The following is a 14,321-nucleotide window of genomic DNA, read 5'->3' on the forward strand; positions in this document are numbered from 1 at the left end:
TGAACGAATGGCTAAAATGAGAGTTTACGAATATGCAAAAGCCATCAATGTTTCAAGCAAGGAAATTTTGACTGCGCTGAAAAACATGGATATAGTAGTAAATAACCATATGGCAATGCTTGAAGAAAAGACCATTAAGCAGCTTGATGCGAAATTTAAAAAAGGCGGCGCCGGCGTTACATCTCAGAAGCCTGCGGAAACGAACAAAAACAAGCCGCAAGGGATTAATCAGCAGCCTGCTGGGAATCAACCAAACAAAATTCGAGACGGAAAGAAGAATGACGTGCAGAATAATCAATTTAACAAAAACAAGAAGAATAACAACAACAACAAAAACAAAAACAAACGCAATCATAACAACAAAAATCAGTATCAGCAAAAACCGCTGAAACCGAAAAAAGAGCTTCCTGAGAAAATTACGTTTTCCGGCTCTTTAACAGTCGGGGCCTTAGCCGAAGAACTTGGCAAAGAACCGTCTGAACTCATTAAAAAACTGATGCTTCTGGGCGTAATGGCTACGATTAACCAGGAGCTTGACAAAGACACAATCGAACTGATCGCATCTGAATACGGTGTGGAAACAGAAGAAGTGATTGTGCTCGAAGAAACAGAGCTTGAAAAATATGAAGAGGCTGACAAAGAAGAAGATCTTCAAATCCGTCCGCCTGTCGTGACGATCATGGGCCACGTTGACCACGGGAAAACGACCCTCCTTGACAGCATCAGAAAAACAAAAGTTGTTGAAGGTGAAGCCGGCGGAATCACCCAGCATATCGGGGCGTACCAGATCGAAGAAAACGGCAAAAAAATCACGTTCTTAGATACTCCGGGACACGCGGCGTTCACAACAATGCGTGCGCGCGGTGCGGAAGTAACTGATATTACCATTTTAGTCGTAGCGGCTGATGACGGCGTTATGCCGCAAACAGTCGAAGCCATCAACCATGCGAAAGCGGCTGAGGTTCCGATTATCGTTGCCGTGAATAAAGTGGATAAAGAAAGCGCGAACCCTGACCGTGTCATGCAGGAGCTGACTGAATACGGACTCGTTCCTGAAGCATGGGGAGGAGAAACTATTTTCGTTCCTCTGTCTGCTCTTACAGGCAAGGGAATTGACGAGCTTGTCGAAATGATTCTGCTTGTCAGTGAAGTGGAAGAGCTGAAAGCCAATCCGAACCGTCAGGCAAAAGGAACGGTTATTGAAGCTGAGCTCGATAAAGGAAGAGGATCTGTCGCAACACTTCTCGTTCAAACGGGAACATTGCATGTCGGAGATCCGATCGTTGTCGGAAATACATTCGGCCGCGTGCGGGCCATGGTCAATGATCTCGGCCGCCGCGTGAAAACAGCCGGACCGTCCACACCTGTAGAAATCACGGGCTTAAACGACGTACCGCAGGCTGGCGATCAATTCCTCGTCTTTAAAGATGAAAAAACAGCCCGTTCTGTCGGTGAAGCACGCGCTTCCAAGCAACTGGAAGAACAGCGCAGCGACAAAGCGAAGCTGAGCCTCGATGATCTGTTTGAACAAATTAAACAAGGCGATGTTAAAGACATCAATTTAATCGTAAAAGCTGACGTTCAAGGTTCAGCCGAGGCGTTAACAGCCGCTCTTCAAAAAATTGAAGTAGAAGGCGTAAAAGTGAAAATCATTCACACAGGCGTCGGTGCGATTACGGAATCAGACATCATTCTCGCATCTGCTTCAAATGCAATTGTTATCGGGTTTAATGTGCGCCCAGACGGAAATGCTAAGAGCACGGCTGAAGCTGAAAATGTAGATATCCGTCTTCACCGTATCATTTACAAAGTCATCGAAGAAATTGAAGCGGCGATGAAAGGAATGCTTGATCCTGAGTACGAAGAAAAAGTCATCGGTCAGGTTGAAGTGCGCCAAACATTCAAAGTGTCGAAAATCGGCACGATTGCCGGCGGATATGTAACAGACGGCCACATTACACGTGACAGCGGACTCCGCCTGATCCGTGACGGCGTGGTCATCTTCGAAGGGGAAGTAGACGTTCTGAAACGCTTCAAAGATGATGTGAAAGAAGTTTCACAAGGATATGAATGTGGTATAACGATTAAGAAATACAATGACATTCGCGAAGGCGACGTCCTTGAAGCGTATGTCATGCAGGAAATCGAAAGAAAGTGATCGGATTTGCGGAATGTGAATGCATCATTTATGATGCGGGATCATTAAAGGAGAAACGAGCCGTTCTGAAGCGGATTATAACGAGGGTTCAGAATAAGTTCAACGTGTCGGCCGCAGAAATCGGCTATCAGGACACTTGGCAGCGGACCAGCTTCGGAATCGCCGTCGTCTCCTCCTCTCACGTTCAGGCGGAAAAGGAGATCCAGCGCGTACTCGCGTTTATTGACTCCTTTCCCGAGATAGAACGGACGATCACTAGAACAGAGTGGTTTTAACTTAGAGGTGATTGAATTGAGTATGAGAGCAAACCGTGTCGGCGAGCAGATGAAAAAAGAGCTCGGGGATATTATCAGCCGAAAGCTGAAAGACCCGAGAATCGGATTTCTCACTGTAACAGACGTACGTGTTTCAGGTGATTTACAAATAGCGAAGGTGTATATCTCCGTTCTCGGCGGAGAGAAAAAGAAAGAGGAGGCGCTGAAAGGGCTTGAGAAAGCGAAAGGATTTATCCGTTCCGAAATCGGCAGCCGAATCAGACTCCGCAAAACGCCTGAGCTTGAATTTGAATTTGATGAATCAATTGAGTACGGCAATCGTATTGAAACATTGATTCACGAACTGCATTCAGATAAACCGTCTGAATAACGGGAAAGAGGATGGGCGAGTGTCGTCTGTCCTCTTTTCTGCGTTTTACGGGATACAATTGATAACAAAGGAGCGAAAGACAGATGGTTAACGGAGTTCTCCTTTTACATAAACCGGTCGGCATGACTTCTCACGACTGTGTAATGAAAATAAGAAAACTGTTAAAAACAAAGAAAGTCGGGCATACGGGAACCCTTGATCCGGAAGTGTCAGGCGTACTGCCGATCTGTGTCGGACGGGCTACAAAGATCGTTGAGTACGTCACCGACAAGTCAAAAACGTACGATGCTGAGATCACTCTCGGTTTCTCCACATCGACCGAAGATCAGACTGGAGAAACGGTCAGCGTAAAGCCTGTCAGGGAGCCGCTGGAAGAAGCGGATATCAAAGCCGTTTTAGACGAATTGAAGGGACCGCAGGAGCAAGTGCCGCCGATGTATTCCGCGGTAAAGGTCAACGGGAAAAAGCTCTATGAATACGCCAGAGCGGGTATTGAAGTGGAGCGGCCGAAGCGGAATATCACGATTGAAGATATCGCGCTCACTTCCCCTGTCACTTATAACGAAGACACAGCATCATTCCGCTTTACAGTCACGTGCTCAAAAGGCACTTACGTCAGAACGTTGGCGGTGACAATCGGTGAAAAACTCGGCTATCCCGCGCATATGTCGCATCTCATCCGCACTGCTTCCGGCGATTTCAGCCTTGATGAATGTTTCACGTTTGAGGAACTTGAACAGCAGGTTTCGGACGGAACGGTTGCAGAGCATGCCGTGCCGATCGATAGAGCGCTCAATCATTTGCCGAAATGGGTCATAAGTGATACATTAGCTAAGAAAGCTGAAAACGGGTCAGTGTTTGACATCCCGGCGGAATTTTCTGCAATGACAGCTGACGCCCGTATAGCGGTCTGTACTGAAGACGGAGAATGTGTGGCCATTTATATGCCGCATCCTTCAAAAAAAGGACTGCTGAAACCGGCTAAAGTGCTCATGCAAAAAAGCGAACAATAAGAAAAAAGGTGACCGTTCTGTGAAGACGATACATATTTCTCATCCGCATCATTTACAAAAAGAAGAGCAGCCGGCGTCTGTCATGGCGCTCGGCTACTTTGACGGCGTTCATTTGGGACACCGGAAAGTAATCGGAACAGCCAGACAAATTGCCGAAGAAAAAGGCCTGTCGCTGGCCGTTATGACGTTTCATCCACACCCTTCCCATGTGTTGGGCAGGGACAAAGAGCCAAAGGATCTGATTACGCCGCTTGAAGATAAAATCAGCCAGATCGGGCGTTTAGGCGCTGATGTCCTGTATGTCGTAAAGTTTGATGAAGCGTTTGCGTCTCTGTCTCCAAACCAGTTTGCCGAGGAGTATATTTTAGGGTTGAACGCGCGGCACGCTGTGGGAGGCTTCGATTTTACGTACGGAAAATACGGAAAAGGCACGATGGAGACGCTGCCGGACGATTTAAACGGCAAGGCCGGATGCACGACTGTCGAGAAACAGACCGAGCAGGACAGAAAGATCAGCTCCACTTATATCCGGTCAGCGCTCCAGGATGGTGACGTTGAACTTGCGCACACTCTTCTCGGTCAGCCGTATTTTATCCGGGGTACTGTGATTCACGGAGACAAGAGAGGCCGCACCATCGGTTTTCCGACCGCGAATATCGGCCTGCACAACAGCTATATCGTGCCGCCGACAGGCGTGTATGCAGTGAAAGCCGAAATAAAAGGCGAGGTGTATGAAGGCGTCTGCAACATCGGCTACAAACCGACCTTTTATGAAAAGCGTCCCGATCAGCCGTCAATTGAAGTTCATTTGTTTAATTTTCAACAGGATGTATACGGAGAAGACGTTAAAATCGAGTGGTACAAACGAATCCGAAGCGAACGGAAGTTTAACGGCATCGATGAACTGACGGCTCAGATCGGGAAAGACAAACAAGAAGCGATCCGTTTTTTCAGCAAATAACGGAAAAAACATCAAAAGTACACAAATTTTATTCTAAAAGATTTGCATATGGGCCCGATTTTTAGTATCATATGTTTCGTAGTCTTAAAACCATTGCTTGGCAATCCGAAGTCACCGACGGTTGCTAGGTAACTGGGGCTAATTATGATATGGAGGTGAAACAGGATGGCAATTACTCAAGAGCGTAAAAATCAACTCATCAGCGAGTTCAAAACACACGAATCTGATACTGGTTCTCCAGAAGTTCAGATCGCTATCCTAACAGACTCAATTAACAACTTGAACGAGCATTTGCGTACTCACAAGAAAGATCACCACTCACGTCGCGGTCTTCTTAAAATGGTAGGTAAACGTCGTAATCTTCTTACGTATCTGCGTAATAAAGACGTAACTCGTTACCGTGAGTTAATTAACAAACTAGGCTTACGTCGATAATCGTAAAAAGCGGGAGGATTCCCGCTTTTTTATCGTATTAAAGCGAAAAAAATAATAATAAAAAAACAATGAAATCCTTTTACATACTACTTTGACATTGATATGTTCAATTCATTTCGTTCATAATAGGAGTAATTGATTATTTCACACATTAAGAGAGGAGCTCGTAATCGAATGGGACAAGAGAAACATGTCTTTACCATAGATTGGGCCGGCAGACAGCTTACAGTAGAAGCCGGCCAGCTTGCCAAACAGGCAAACGGCGCTGTCATGGTCCGCTACGGCGATACTGCAGTGCTCAGCACAGCAACCGCATCAAAAGAACCGAAACCGCTAGATTTTTTCCCGCTTACCGTTAACTATGAAGAAAGATTATACGCAGTAGGTAAAATTCCGGGCGGTTTTATTAAAAGAGAAGGCCGTCCAAGTGAAAAGGCCGTTTTAGCCAGCCGTCTGATCGACCGTCCGATCCGCCCGCTTTTCGCAGACGGATTCCGTAACGAAGTACAGGTCATCAGCATTGTCATGAGTGTTGATCAGGACTGCTCATCTGAAATGGCTGCAATGTTCGGTTCATCACTCGCTCTTTGCGTTTCCGATATCCCGTTTGAAGGCCCGATCGCGGGTGTGACGGTAGGCCGCATTGACGGGAAATTCGTCATCAATCCGACGGTTGACCAGCTTGAAAAAAGTGATATCAACCTCATCGTTGCAGGCACAAAAGATGCCATCAACATGGTGGAAGCCGGAGCGGATGAAGTTCCTGAAGAAATCATGCTTGAGGCGATTATGTTCGGTCACGAAGAAATTAAGCGCCTGATCGCATTCCAAGAAGAAATCGTCGCAGCAGTCGGCAAAGAGAAGACAGAGATCGAACTGTATGAAATTGACGAAGAGCTCAGCGCAAAAGTAAAAAGCCTTGCGGAGCCGGATCTTCTCAGCGCCATTCAGGTTCACGAAAAACATGCTCGCGAAGACGCGATCAATGAAGTGAAAAATGCAGTTGTCGCGAAATTCGAAGAAGAAGAGCATGATGAAGATACAATTAAAAAAGTGAAACAGACACTGTCTAAACTCGTGAAAAACGAAGTGCGCCGTTTGATCACAGAAGAAAAAGTCCGTCCGGACGGCCGCGGCGTTGATCAAATCCGCCCGCTTTCTTCAGAAGTCGGCCTTCTGCCGAGAACGCACGGATCCGGGCTGTTTACGAGAGGACAGACGCAGGCGCTCAGCGTTTGTACATTAGGCGCCCTTGGAGACGTTCAGATTCTTGACGGTTTAGGCGTGGAAGAGTCAAAACGCTTTATGCATCATTATAACTTCCCGCAGTTCAGCGTAGGGGAGACAGGCCCGATGCGCGGACCGGGACGCCGTGAGATCGGTCACGGTGCTCTTGGAGAGCGTGCGCTTGAGCCGGTCATTCCGAATGAAAAAGACTTCCCGTATACGGTCCGCCTCGTATCTGAAGTGCTTGAATCAAACGGTTCCACTTCACAGGCCAGCATCTGCGCAAGTACGCTTGCCATGATGGACGCAGGTGTTCCGATTAAAGCCCCTGTTGCAGGTATCGCGATGGGACTTGTGAAATCAGGCGAGTACTATACAGTATTGACGGATATTCAAGGGATGGAAGACGCCCTCGGTGACATGGACTTTAAAGTAGCCGGCACGGAAAAAGGCGTGACAGCGCTGCAAATGGACATTAAAATTGAAGGCCTTTCAAGAGAAATTCTTGAAGAAGCGCTTCAGCAGGCGAAAAAAGGAAGAATGGAAATCTTGGACAGCATGCTCAGCACGCTTGGTGAATCAAGAAAAGAACTTTCTCAATATGCGCCGAAAATTTTAACGATGACCATTAATCCGGATAAAATCCGTGACGTTATCGGACCGAGCGGTAAACAAATCAACAAAATCATTGAAGATACCGGTGTTAAAATTGACATTGAACAAGACGGCACCATCTTTATTTCTTCTACTGATGAAAGCAGCAACCAAAAAGCGAAAAAAATCATCGAAGATCTTGTCAGAGAAGTCGAAGTCGGCCAGCTTTACCTCGGTAAAGTGAAACGGATTGAGAAATTTGGCGCTTTCGTTGAAATCTTCAGCGGAAAAGACGGTCTCGTTCACATCTCTGAACTAGCGCTCGAACGGGTCGGCAAGGTTGAGGATGTTGTGAAAATCGGTGACGAAATCCTTGTGAAGGTAACTGAAATTGACAAACAGGGACGAGTGAATCTGTCGCGTAAAGCAGTGCTGCGCGAAGAGAAAGAAAAAGAACAGGAACAACAACAATCTTAAATGAAAACCTAACAAGGAGCCTGGGAGACCCGGCTTCTTTATTTTGAGAAAGACAACAGACGGGTTCTACCTTGTCCTCCTCATACATAATGTGTGATGAGGGGGGAAGGACATGTTGAAAAAATTCGTGCCGTTTGCCGTTTTTTTATTTCTTTTTTTTGTTTCGTTTGAAATGTTAAAAAACCCGTATACAGTTGATTACATAGACGCAATGAAAAAAGACGCGGTAACTGTGTCAGCATCAAAAGATCCGCTCTATGAAGAATTACTGCAAAAAGCGTCAGAGTATGAAGTGAAGCCGCAAGACGCTCGGATTGATAAAATATGGAAGAGTATACCGGGATATAACGGTTTAAAAGTCAATGTGGAAAAATCCTATAAACAAATGAAAAAGGACGGAGAATTTCACGAAGACGACCTTGTCTATGAGCAGGTAAAGCCGAAAGTCCATCTTGATTCTCTCGCGCCCGAACCCATTTATAAAGGAAATCCCGACAAACCGATGGTCGCTTTCCTGATAAATGTCGCCTGGGGAAATGAATACGTGGAGCAAATGCTGCCTATTCTGAAGCAGCACCAGGTCAAAGCAACTTTCTTTCTTGAAGGGAAATGGCTGAAAAACAATCAGGAACTGGGGAAAAAAATAGCGGCAGACGGACATGAAATCGGAAATCATTCATACAATCACCCTGATATGAGCAAACTGACTTCAGGAAGCATTTCCGAACAGCTCGACAAAACCAATGCACAAATCAGCGAGACGCTCGGCATGAAGCCGAAATGGTTTGCGCCGCCAAGCGGCAGCTTCAGAAAAGCCGTGGTCGACCTTGCGGCGGAAAAAGGAATGGGCACCATCATGTGGACCGTTGACACCATTGACTGGCAAAAACCGTCTCCCGCTGTTTTACAAACAAGGGTGTTGAGCAAAATACATAACGGTGCCATGATTTTAATGCATCCGACTGATCCGACTGCGAAAAGCCTGGATACACTGATTGCAAAAATCAAAGAAAAAGGCTACGCGCTCGGCTCAGTGTCTGACTTAATGGATGAAAACAGGCTGATGAAGTAGCAGGCAGTTGCCTGTCTTTGAATAGGAGGAACAGACTTGATAAAACGCTATACATGCCAAAACGGTGTAAGAGTTGTGCTTGAAAATAATCCAACGGTGCGGTCTGTGGCAATCGGCGTATGGATCGGGACGGGATCACGTCATGAAACGCCGGAGACAAACGGTATTTCGCACTTTCTTGAGCATATGTTTTTTAAAGGAACAAATACCAGGTCCGCACGTGAAATCGCAGAATCCTTCGATCGGATAGGCGGCCAAGTGAATGCCTTCACTTCAAAAGAATATACGTGCTATTACGCCAAAGTGCTGGATGAGCATGCAAACTACGCACTTGATGTGCTGGCTGATATGTTCTTTCATTCTGCTTTTGACGAAGATGAGCTCAAAAAAGAAAAGAACGTCGTATATGAAGAAATCAAAATGTATGAAGACGCACCGGATGACATTGTCCACGATCTGCTGAGCAAAGCGACATACGGCAATCATTCGCTCGGATACCCGATTCTCGGGACGGAGGAAACGCTTTCGTCGTTTAACGGCGATTCTCTCAGACAGCATATGGATGACTTTTACACGCCGGACCGCGTCGTCATTTCTGTCGCCGGAAATGTAACGGAACAATTCATTAAAGACGTGGAGAAATGGTTCGGTACATACGAAGCGAAGGGCAAAGCAAGCGGCATCAGCGAGCCTGAGTTTCATTATGAAAAGCTGACGAGAAAAAAAGACACCGAACAGGCGCATCTCTGTCTCGGTTTCAAAGGCCTGAAAGTCGGAGATCCGGACATTTACGATTTGATCGTCTTAAACAACGTGCTTGGCGGAAGCATGAGCAGCCGTCTTTTCCAGGATGTGCGCGAAGATAAAGGACTGGCCTATTCTGTATACAGCTATCACAGTTCCTATGAAGACAGCGGTATGCTGACGATTTACGGAGGCACCGGTGCGAATCAGCTCGGACTTCTGTCTGAAACCATTCAGGAAACGTTATCGGTTCTAAAACGTGACGGTATCACCCCGAAAGAGCTGGAAAACAGCAAAGAGCAAATGAAGGGGAGCTTAATGCTCAGCTTAGAAAGCACAAACAGCAAAATGAGCCGGAACGGGAAAAATGAACTCCTGCTCGGAAAGCATAAGACCATGGATGAAATTATCGCTGAATTAAATGCGGTCAGCCTGGAAAGCGTCAACGGCCTCAGCCGCCGCTTATTTACGGATGATTACGCACTATCGCTCATCAGCCCGACCGGCAATATACCGGCCTCGTCTTAAGCTGCAAAGCAGTCTGCCTCTGTACGGGGCAGGCATTTTTTTTTGCTCCGGGTCATATAGTACAAGGGGGTGGCTATCATGAGGCTCAGTGAACTGTCAGGTAAAGAAATTGTGGACATTAAACGGGCAGAGCGGCTCGGCGTGCTCGGCCAGACCGATTTGGAAATTAATGAACAGGACGGACAAATTACCGCGCTGTTGATACCGACGGTAAAATGGTTCGGACTGCGAAAACAAGGCCACGACATCCGCGTCCCCTGGAACCATATCCAAAAAATCGGGTCAGACATGATCATTTTAGACGTTCCGGGGGAGATCACGCCTCCCGAAGAGTAGATCTTATTCATTTTTTGCAAGCACCGGCTCATACAGCCGGTGCTTTTTTTATGAAAAAGACGCTGTACATTCACCGCCTTTTCTCTTTGCACATACGATGAAGAGGAGGATGACACTTAAAGGATCCAGTAACTGTAAAGAAGGTGAACGTTTCAGATGTTAACCGGATTAACAATTGCGATCATTGGCGGTGACGCAAGACAGCTTGAGATTATAAGAAAGCTGACAGAACAGCATGCCGATATTTATCTTGCAGGGTTTGACCAATTGGATGACGGTTTTACAGGAACCGTCAAATGCAAAATTGATGAGATTCCCTTTCAAAAAATAGACAGTATCATCCTGCCTGTATCGGCAACGACCGGAGAAGGCGTTGTTTCCACGGTTTTTTCAAATGAAGAAGTGGTATTAAAGCAGAGCTATCTTGAGCGGACACCGGAGCATTGCGTCATTTATTCAGGCATCTCCAATGCATATCTTGAGGGGATCGCCAGCGAAGCCGGCCGTAAGCTTGTGAAATTATTTGAGCGGGACGACATCGCGATATTCAACTCGATTCCCACTGTTGAAGGAACAATCATGATGGCGATTCAGCATACGGATTATACCATTCACGGATCAAATGTCGCCGTTCTCGGCATGGGGCGCACCGGTATGACGATCGCCCGGACGTTTGCAGCGTTAGGGGCGAAAGTAAAAGTGGGCGCGCGGAGTTCGGCTCATTTAGCCCGTATATCGGAAATGGGGCTTTCTCCTTTTCAACTTGAAGAGCTTACTGATCATGTAAATGATATTGATATCTGCATTAACACCGTACCGAGCTTGATTCTGAATCAAAGCGTTTTATCGCGCATGACGCCGAAGACCTTGATTTTGGATTTAGCATCCCGTCCGGGCGGAACGGATTTCAAATATGCTGAAAAACAAGGCATTAAAGCGCTGCTTGCTCCGGGTCTTCCGGGAATTGTGGCCCCGAAAACAGCCGGACAGATTATTGCGAACGTATTGAGCAAGCTTTTGGCAGACTTAAAGAAAGAGGGGAAATAACCATGTCTCTGAAAGGGAAAAGAATCGGATTCGGATTAACCGGCTCGCATTGCACATATGAGGAAGTGTTTCCGCAAATAGAGGCGCTTATCAGTCAAGGAGCTGAAGTCCGGCCGGTCGTGACATCAACCGTTCAATCGACCGATACCCGCTTTGGGGAGGGGGGAGATTGGGTCAGAAAAATTGAAGAAACAACAGGCTTTGAGGCGATTGATTCCATCGTAAAAGCGGAGCCACTCGGGCCGAAACTTCCGCTCGACTGCATGGTCATCGCCCCTTTAACCGGAAATTCAATGAGCAAACTCGCAAATGCGATGACCGACAGCCCCGTCCTTATGGCTGCGAAAGCCACGATCCGCAACGGCCGCCCGGTCGTGCTCGGAATTTCGACAAATGACGGACTCGGTTTAAACGGAACGAATTTAATGAGGCTGATGTCCGCAAAAAACATATATTTCATCCCGTTCGGCCAGGATGACCACGTGAAAAAACCGACATCGCTCGTCGCCAGAATGGATCTCCTTCCGATTACGGTAGAAAAAGCTCTTTTGCACCAGCAGGTTCAGCCGGTGCTCGTACACCATCATGAATAAAAAATCATGATGACAGAAAATCATTCCGGAATAAAAAAATTCGGTCAATCCGTGACTATTCTATGGTAAAATAAAACGTAAAATGCAAAGTCAATTTAACAAATGATGCTTAATTGGCGGAAGGAGTTTTACAGATGGGAAGAGGATTACACGTAGCAGTTGTCGGAGCGACGGGAGCCGTAGGACAGCAAATGCTGAAAACACTGGAAGACAGAAACTTTGAAATCGAAACACTCACACTACTATCCTCAAAGCGTTCTGCTGGTACGAAAGTAACGTTTAAAGGCGAAGAATATACAGTGCAGGAAGCTGTTCCTGAAAGCTTCGAAGGCGTTCATATCGCGTTATTCAGCGCCGGCGGAAGCGTATCACAAAGCTTGGCGCCTGAGGCTGTAAAACGGGGAGCCATCGTGATTGACAATACGAGCGCATTCCGTATGGACGAAAATACACCGCTCGTGGTGCCTGAGGTGAACGAAGGTGATCTGCACAAACATAACGGCATTATCGCCAACCCTAACTGTTCAACCATTCAGATGGTGGCTGCGCTTGAACCGATCCGCAAAGCGTACGGTTTGAAAAAAGTCATTGTATCTACTTACCAAGCTGTGTCCGGAGCCGGCAATGAAGCGGCGAAAGAATTGTACAGCCAGACAAAGGCGATTTTAAACAATGAACCCGCAGAACCGTCCATTATGCCGGTTAAAGGCGACAAAAAGCATTATCAAATCGCATTTAACGCCATTCCGCAAATTGATAAATTCCAAGACAACGGCTATACGTTTGAGGAAATGAAAATGATTAATGAAACGAAAAAAATCATGCATATGCCGAAGCTGGAAGTGGCTGCGACATGTGTAAGACTGCCGATTGAAACAGGGCATTCAGAATCTGTTTACATTGAGCTTGACCGTGATGACGCAACCGTTGAAGATATTAAACAGCTTTTAAAAGAAGCTCCGGGTGTTACGCTTCAGGATGATCCGGCGGAGCAGCTTTACCCGATGCCTGCTGATTGCGTCGGCAAACGCGATGTATTTGTAGGAAGAATTCGGAAAGATTTGGACAGAGCAAACGGTTTTCATTTGTGGGTTGTTTCTGATAACCTGTTAAAAGGCGCCGCTTGGAACTCAGTTCAAATCGCGGAAAGCCTGCAAAAACTGAACCTCGTATAAAACAAACGTATTTTCTATAGGCGAACAGAAGAGAGTAAGGCTCTGCCTGCTCTCTTCTGTTACGTCAGACTAATTTGGAGTGAAAATAGTGAAGATCATTGTTCAAAAATTCGGCGGAACATCCGTAAAAGATGACAAAGGCCGCAAGCTTGCGCTAGCACACATAAAAGATGCCATAAGTGAAGGTTATAAGGTTGTCGTTGTTGTATCGGCGATGGGAAGAAAAGGAGACCCGTACGCGACAGATTCTTTAATCGGGCTCCTTTACGGCAGCCAGTCCGACATTTCTCCGAGAGAGCAGGATATGCTTCTGTCTTGCGGAGAAACGATTTCGTCCGTTGTTTTTTCCAGCATGCTGAAGGAAAACGGCATAAAAGCCGCAGCTTTAACAGGAGCTCAGGCCGGCTTTTTAACCAATGCCCAGCATACTGACGCCAAAATTATAGAAATGAAAACAGAGCGGCTTTTCGCTGCACTCGCCAGCCATGATGCCGTCGTTGTCGCAGGCTTTCAGGGAGCGACTGAAAAAGGCGACACGACGACGATCGGCAGAGGTGGAAGCGATACATCAGCGGCGGCGCTCGGCGCGGCGGTTGATGCTGAGTTTATCGACATTTTTACGGACGTGGAAGGTGTTATGACAGCCGATCCGAGAATCGTGGAAAATGCTAAGCCGCTTCCGAATGTCACATATACGGAAATCTGCAACCTTGCTTATCAAGGCGCGAAAGTCATTCATCCGCGCGCGGTGGAAATCGCCATGCAGGCAAAGGTGCCGATCCGCGTGCGCTCCACTTATTCAAAAGACAAAGGCACTTTGGTGACGTCCCATCATTCGTCTAACATCGGCAGCGATGTATTCGAACGGCTGATTACGGGGATCGCCCATGTGAAAGACGTGACGCAATTTAAGGTTCCCGCCAAAATGGGGCAATACAACGTTCAGACTGAAGTCTTTAAAGCAATGGCAAATGCCGGAATCAGTGTAGATTTCTTTAACATTACGCCGAGTGAAATCGTATATACCGTAGCCGGCAGTAAAACGGAAGCCGCGCGCAGCATTTTGGCTGAATTAGGATATGAGCCGACAGTGACGGAAAGCTGTGCGAAAGTGTCAGCGGTCGGCGCCGGAATAATGGGTGTTCCGGGTGTCACGTCAAAAATCGTCTCCGCACTTTCTGATAAAGGCATTCCGATTCTGCAATCTGCCGACAGCCATACGACGATCTGGGTGCTCGTTCATGAAAAAGATATGGTAACGGCCGTAAATGCGCTGCATGAAGTGTTTGAACTTTCAAAGTAAATGTGATTGAATC

General features: G+C 46.8%; 14 protein-coding genes. All 14 read left to right on the forward strand.

What is annotated here, in order from left to right:
- The first annotated feature begins 7 nt into the window (after positions 1-7).
- The 14 genes from infB to dapG all read left to right on the forward strand — a co-directional run bounded on the left by infB (position 8) and on the right by dapG (position 14,308).
- Positions 8-2,158: a translation initiation factor IF-2 gene (gene infB / locus L3V45_RS08225; protein ID WP_003154190.1), complete on the forward strand. Its 2,151-nt coding sequence runs from the start codon at positions 8-10 to the stop codon at positions 2,156-2,158.
- Positions 2,155-2,433: a DUF503 domain-containing protein gene (locus L3V45_RS08230; RefSeq protein ID WP_003154188.1), complete on the forward strand. Its 279-nt coding sequence runs from the start codon at positions 2,155-2,157 to the stop codon at positions 2,431-2,433. The genes infB and L3V45_RS08230 overlap by 4 nt, the downstream gene beginning before the upstream one ends.
- Positions 2,434-2,449: 16 nt before the next feature.
- Entirely contained in the window at positions 2,450-2,803 is a 354-nt protein-coding gene (rbfA, locus tag L3V45_RS08235) for a 30S ribosome-binding factor RbfA (protein WP_003154185.1), read from the forward strand.
- 83 nt (positions 2,804-2,886) lie between these two features.
- The gene (gene truB / locus L3V45_RS08240) at positions 2,887-3,816 is read left to right on the forward strand and encodes a tRNA pseudouridine(55) synthase TruB (protein WP_003154184.1); all 930 of its coding nucleotides are present in this window, start codon (positions 2,887-2,889) and stop codon (positions 3,814-3,816) included.
- Between the two features lie 19 nt (positions 3,817-3,835).
- A complete protein-coding gene (gene ribF, locus L3V45_RS08245) occupies positions 3,836-4,777 on the forward strand; it encodes a bifunctional riboflavin kinase/FAD synthetase (protein WP_057080708.1) in 942 nt (313 codons plus the stop codon).
- Between the two features lie 165 nt (positions 4,778-4,942).
- Positions 4,943-5,212 carry a 30S ribosomal protein S15 gene (rpsO, locus tag L3V45_RS08250; protein WP_003154182.1) on the forward strand — a complete coding sequence of 90 codons (270 nt, stop codon included), beginning with the start codon at positions 4,943-4,945 and terminating at the stop codon, positions 5,210-5,212.
- A 174-nt stretch (positions 5,213-5,386) separates the two neighbouring features.
- The gene (pnp, locus tag L3V45_RS08255; protein ID WP_003154181.1) at positions 5,387-7,510 is read left to right on the forward strand and encodes a polyribonucleotide nucleotidyltransferase; all 2,124 of its coding nucleotides are present in this window, start codon (positions 5,387-5,389) and stop codon (positions 7,508-7,510) included.
- 112 nt (positions 7,511-7,622) lie between these two features.
- The gene (locus L3V45_RS08260) at positions 7,623-8,582 is read left to right on the forward strand and encodes a polysaccharide deacetylase family protein (protein WP_003154180.1); all 960 of its coding nucleotides are present in this window, start codon (positions 7,623-7,625) and stop codon (positions 8,580-8,582) included.
- A gap of 36 nt (positions 8,583-8,618) precedes the next feature.
- Entirely contained in the window at positions 8,619-9,854 is a 1,236-nt protein-coding gene (locus L3V45_RS08265; protein WP_003154178.1) for a M16 family metallopeptidase, read from the forward strand.
- A gap of 78 nt (positions 9,855-9,932) precedes the next feature.
- On the forward strand, positions 9,933-10,190 hold the full coding sequence (locus L3V45_RS08270; RefSeq protein WP_003154176.1) for a YlmC/YmxH family sporulation protein: 258 nt from the start codon (positions 9,933-9,935) through the stop codon (positions 10,188-10,190).
- A gap of 156 nt (positions 10,191-10,346) precedes the next feature.
- Complete coding sequence (gene dpaA, locus L3V45_RS08275) at positions 10,347-11,237, forward strand: dipicolinic acid synthetase subunit A (protein WP_003154173.1); 891 nt, start codon at positions 10,347-10,349, stop codon at positions 11,235-11,237.
- A 2-nt stretch (positions 11,238-11,239) separates the two neighbouring features.
- Complete coding sequence (dpaB, locus tag L3V45_RS08280) at positions 11,240-11,830, forward strand: dipicolinate synthase subunit B (protein WP_003154171.1); 591 nt, start codon at positions 11,240-11,242, stop codon at positions 11,828-11,830.
- Between the two features lie 134 nt (positions 11,831-11,964).
- A complete protein-coding gene (asd, locus tag L3V45_RS08285) occupies positions 11,965-13,005 on the forward strand; it encodes an aspartate-semialdehyde dehydrogenase (protein ID WP_003154169.1) in 1,041 nt (346 codons plus the stop codon).
- Positions 13,006-13,093: 88 nt separating this feature from the next.
- Positions 13,094-14,308: an aspartate kinase gene (gene dapG, locus L3V45_RS08290; protein WP_003154168.1), complete on the forward strand. Its 1,215-nt coding sequence runs from the start codon at positions 13,094-13,096 to the stop codon at positions 14,306-14,308.
- Positions 14,309-14,321 lie beyond the last annotated feature (13 nt).

Source organism: Bacillus sp. R45 (assembly GCF_021729365.1).
Lineage (GTDB): Bacteria > Bacillota > Bacilli > Bacillales > Bacillaceae > Bacillus > Bacillus velezensis.

Excerpts from the sequence above, each read along its gene's own strand:
- pnp (WP_003154181.1), top strand. The coding sequence starts at position 5,387 with ATGGGACAAGAGAAACATGTCTTTACCATAGATTGGGCCGGCAGACAG.
- infB (WP_003154190.1), top strand. The coding sequence starts at position 8 with ATGGCTAAAATGAGAGTTTACGAATATGCAAAAGCCATCAATGTTTCA.
- L3V45_RS08260 (WP_003154180.1), top strand. The coding sequence starts at position 7,623 with ATGTTGAAAAAATTCGTGCCGTTTGCCGTTTTTTTATTTCTTTTTTTT.
- dpaA (WP_003154173.1), top strand. The coding sequence starts at position 10,347 with ATGTTAACCGGATTAACAATTGCGATCATTGGCGGTGACGCAAGACAG.
- dpaB (WP_003154171.1), top strand. The coding sequence starts at position 11,240 with ATGTCTCTGAAAGGGAAAAGAATCGGATTCGGATTAACCGGCTCGCAT.
- L3V45_RS08270 (WP_003154176.1), top strand. The coding sequence starts at position 9,933 with ATGAGGCTCAGTGAACTGTCAGGTAAAGAAATTGTGGACATTAAACGG.
- asd (WP_003154169.1), top strand. The coding sequence starts at position 11,965 with ATGGGAAGAGGATTACACGTAGCAGTTGTCGGAGCGACGGGAGCCGTA.
- rpsO (WP_003154182.1), top strand. The coding sequence starts at position 4,943 with ATGGCAATTACTCAAGAGCGTAAAAATCAACTCATCAGCGAGTTCAAA.
- truB (WP_003154184.1), top strand. The coding sequence starts at position 2,887 with ATGGTTAACGGAGTTCTCCTTTTACATAAACCGGTCGGCATGACTTCT.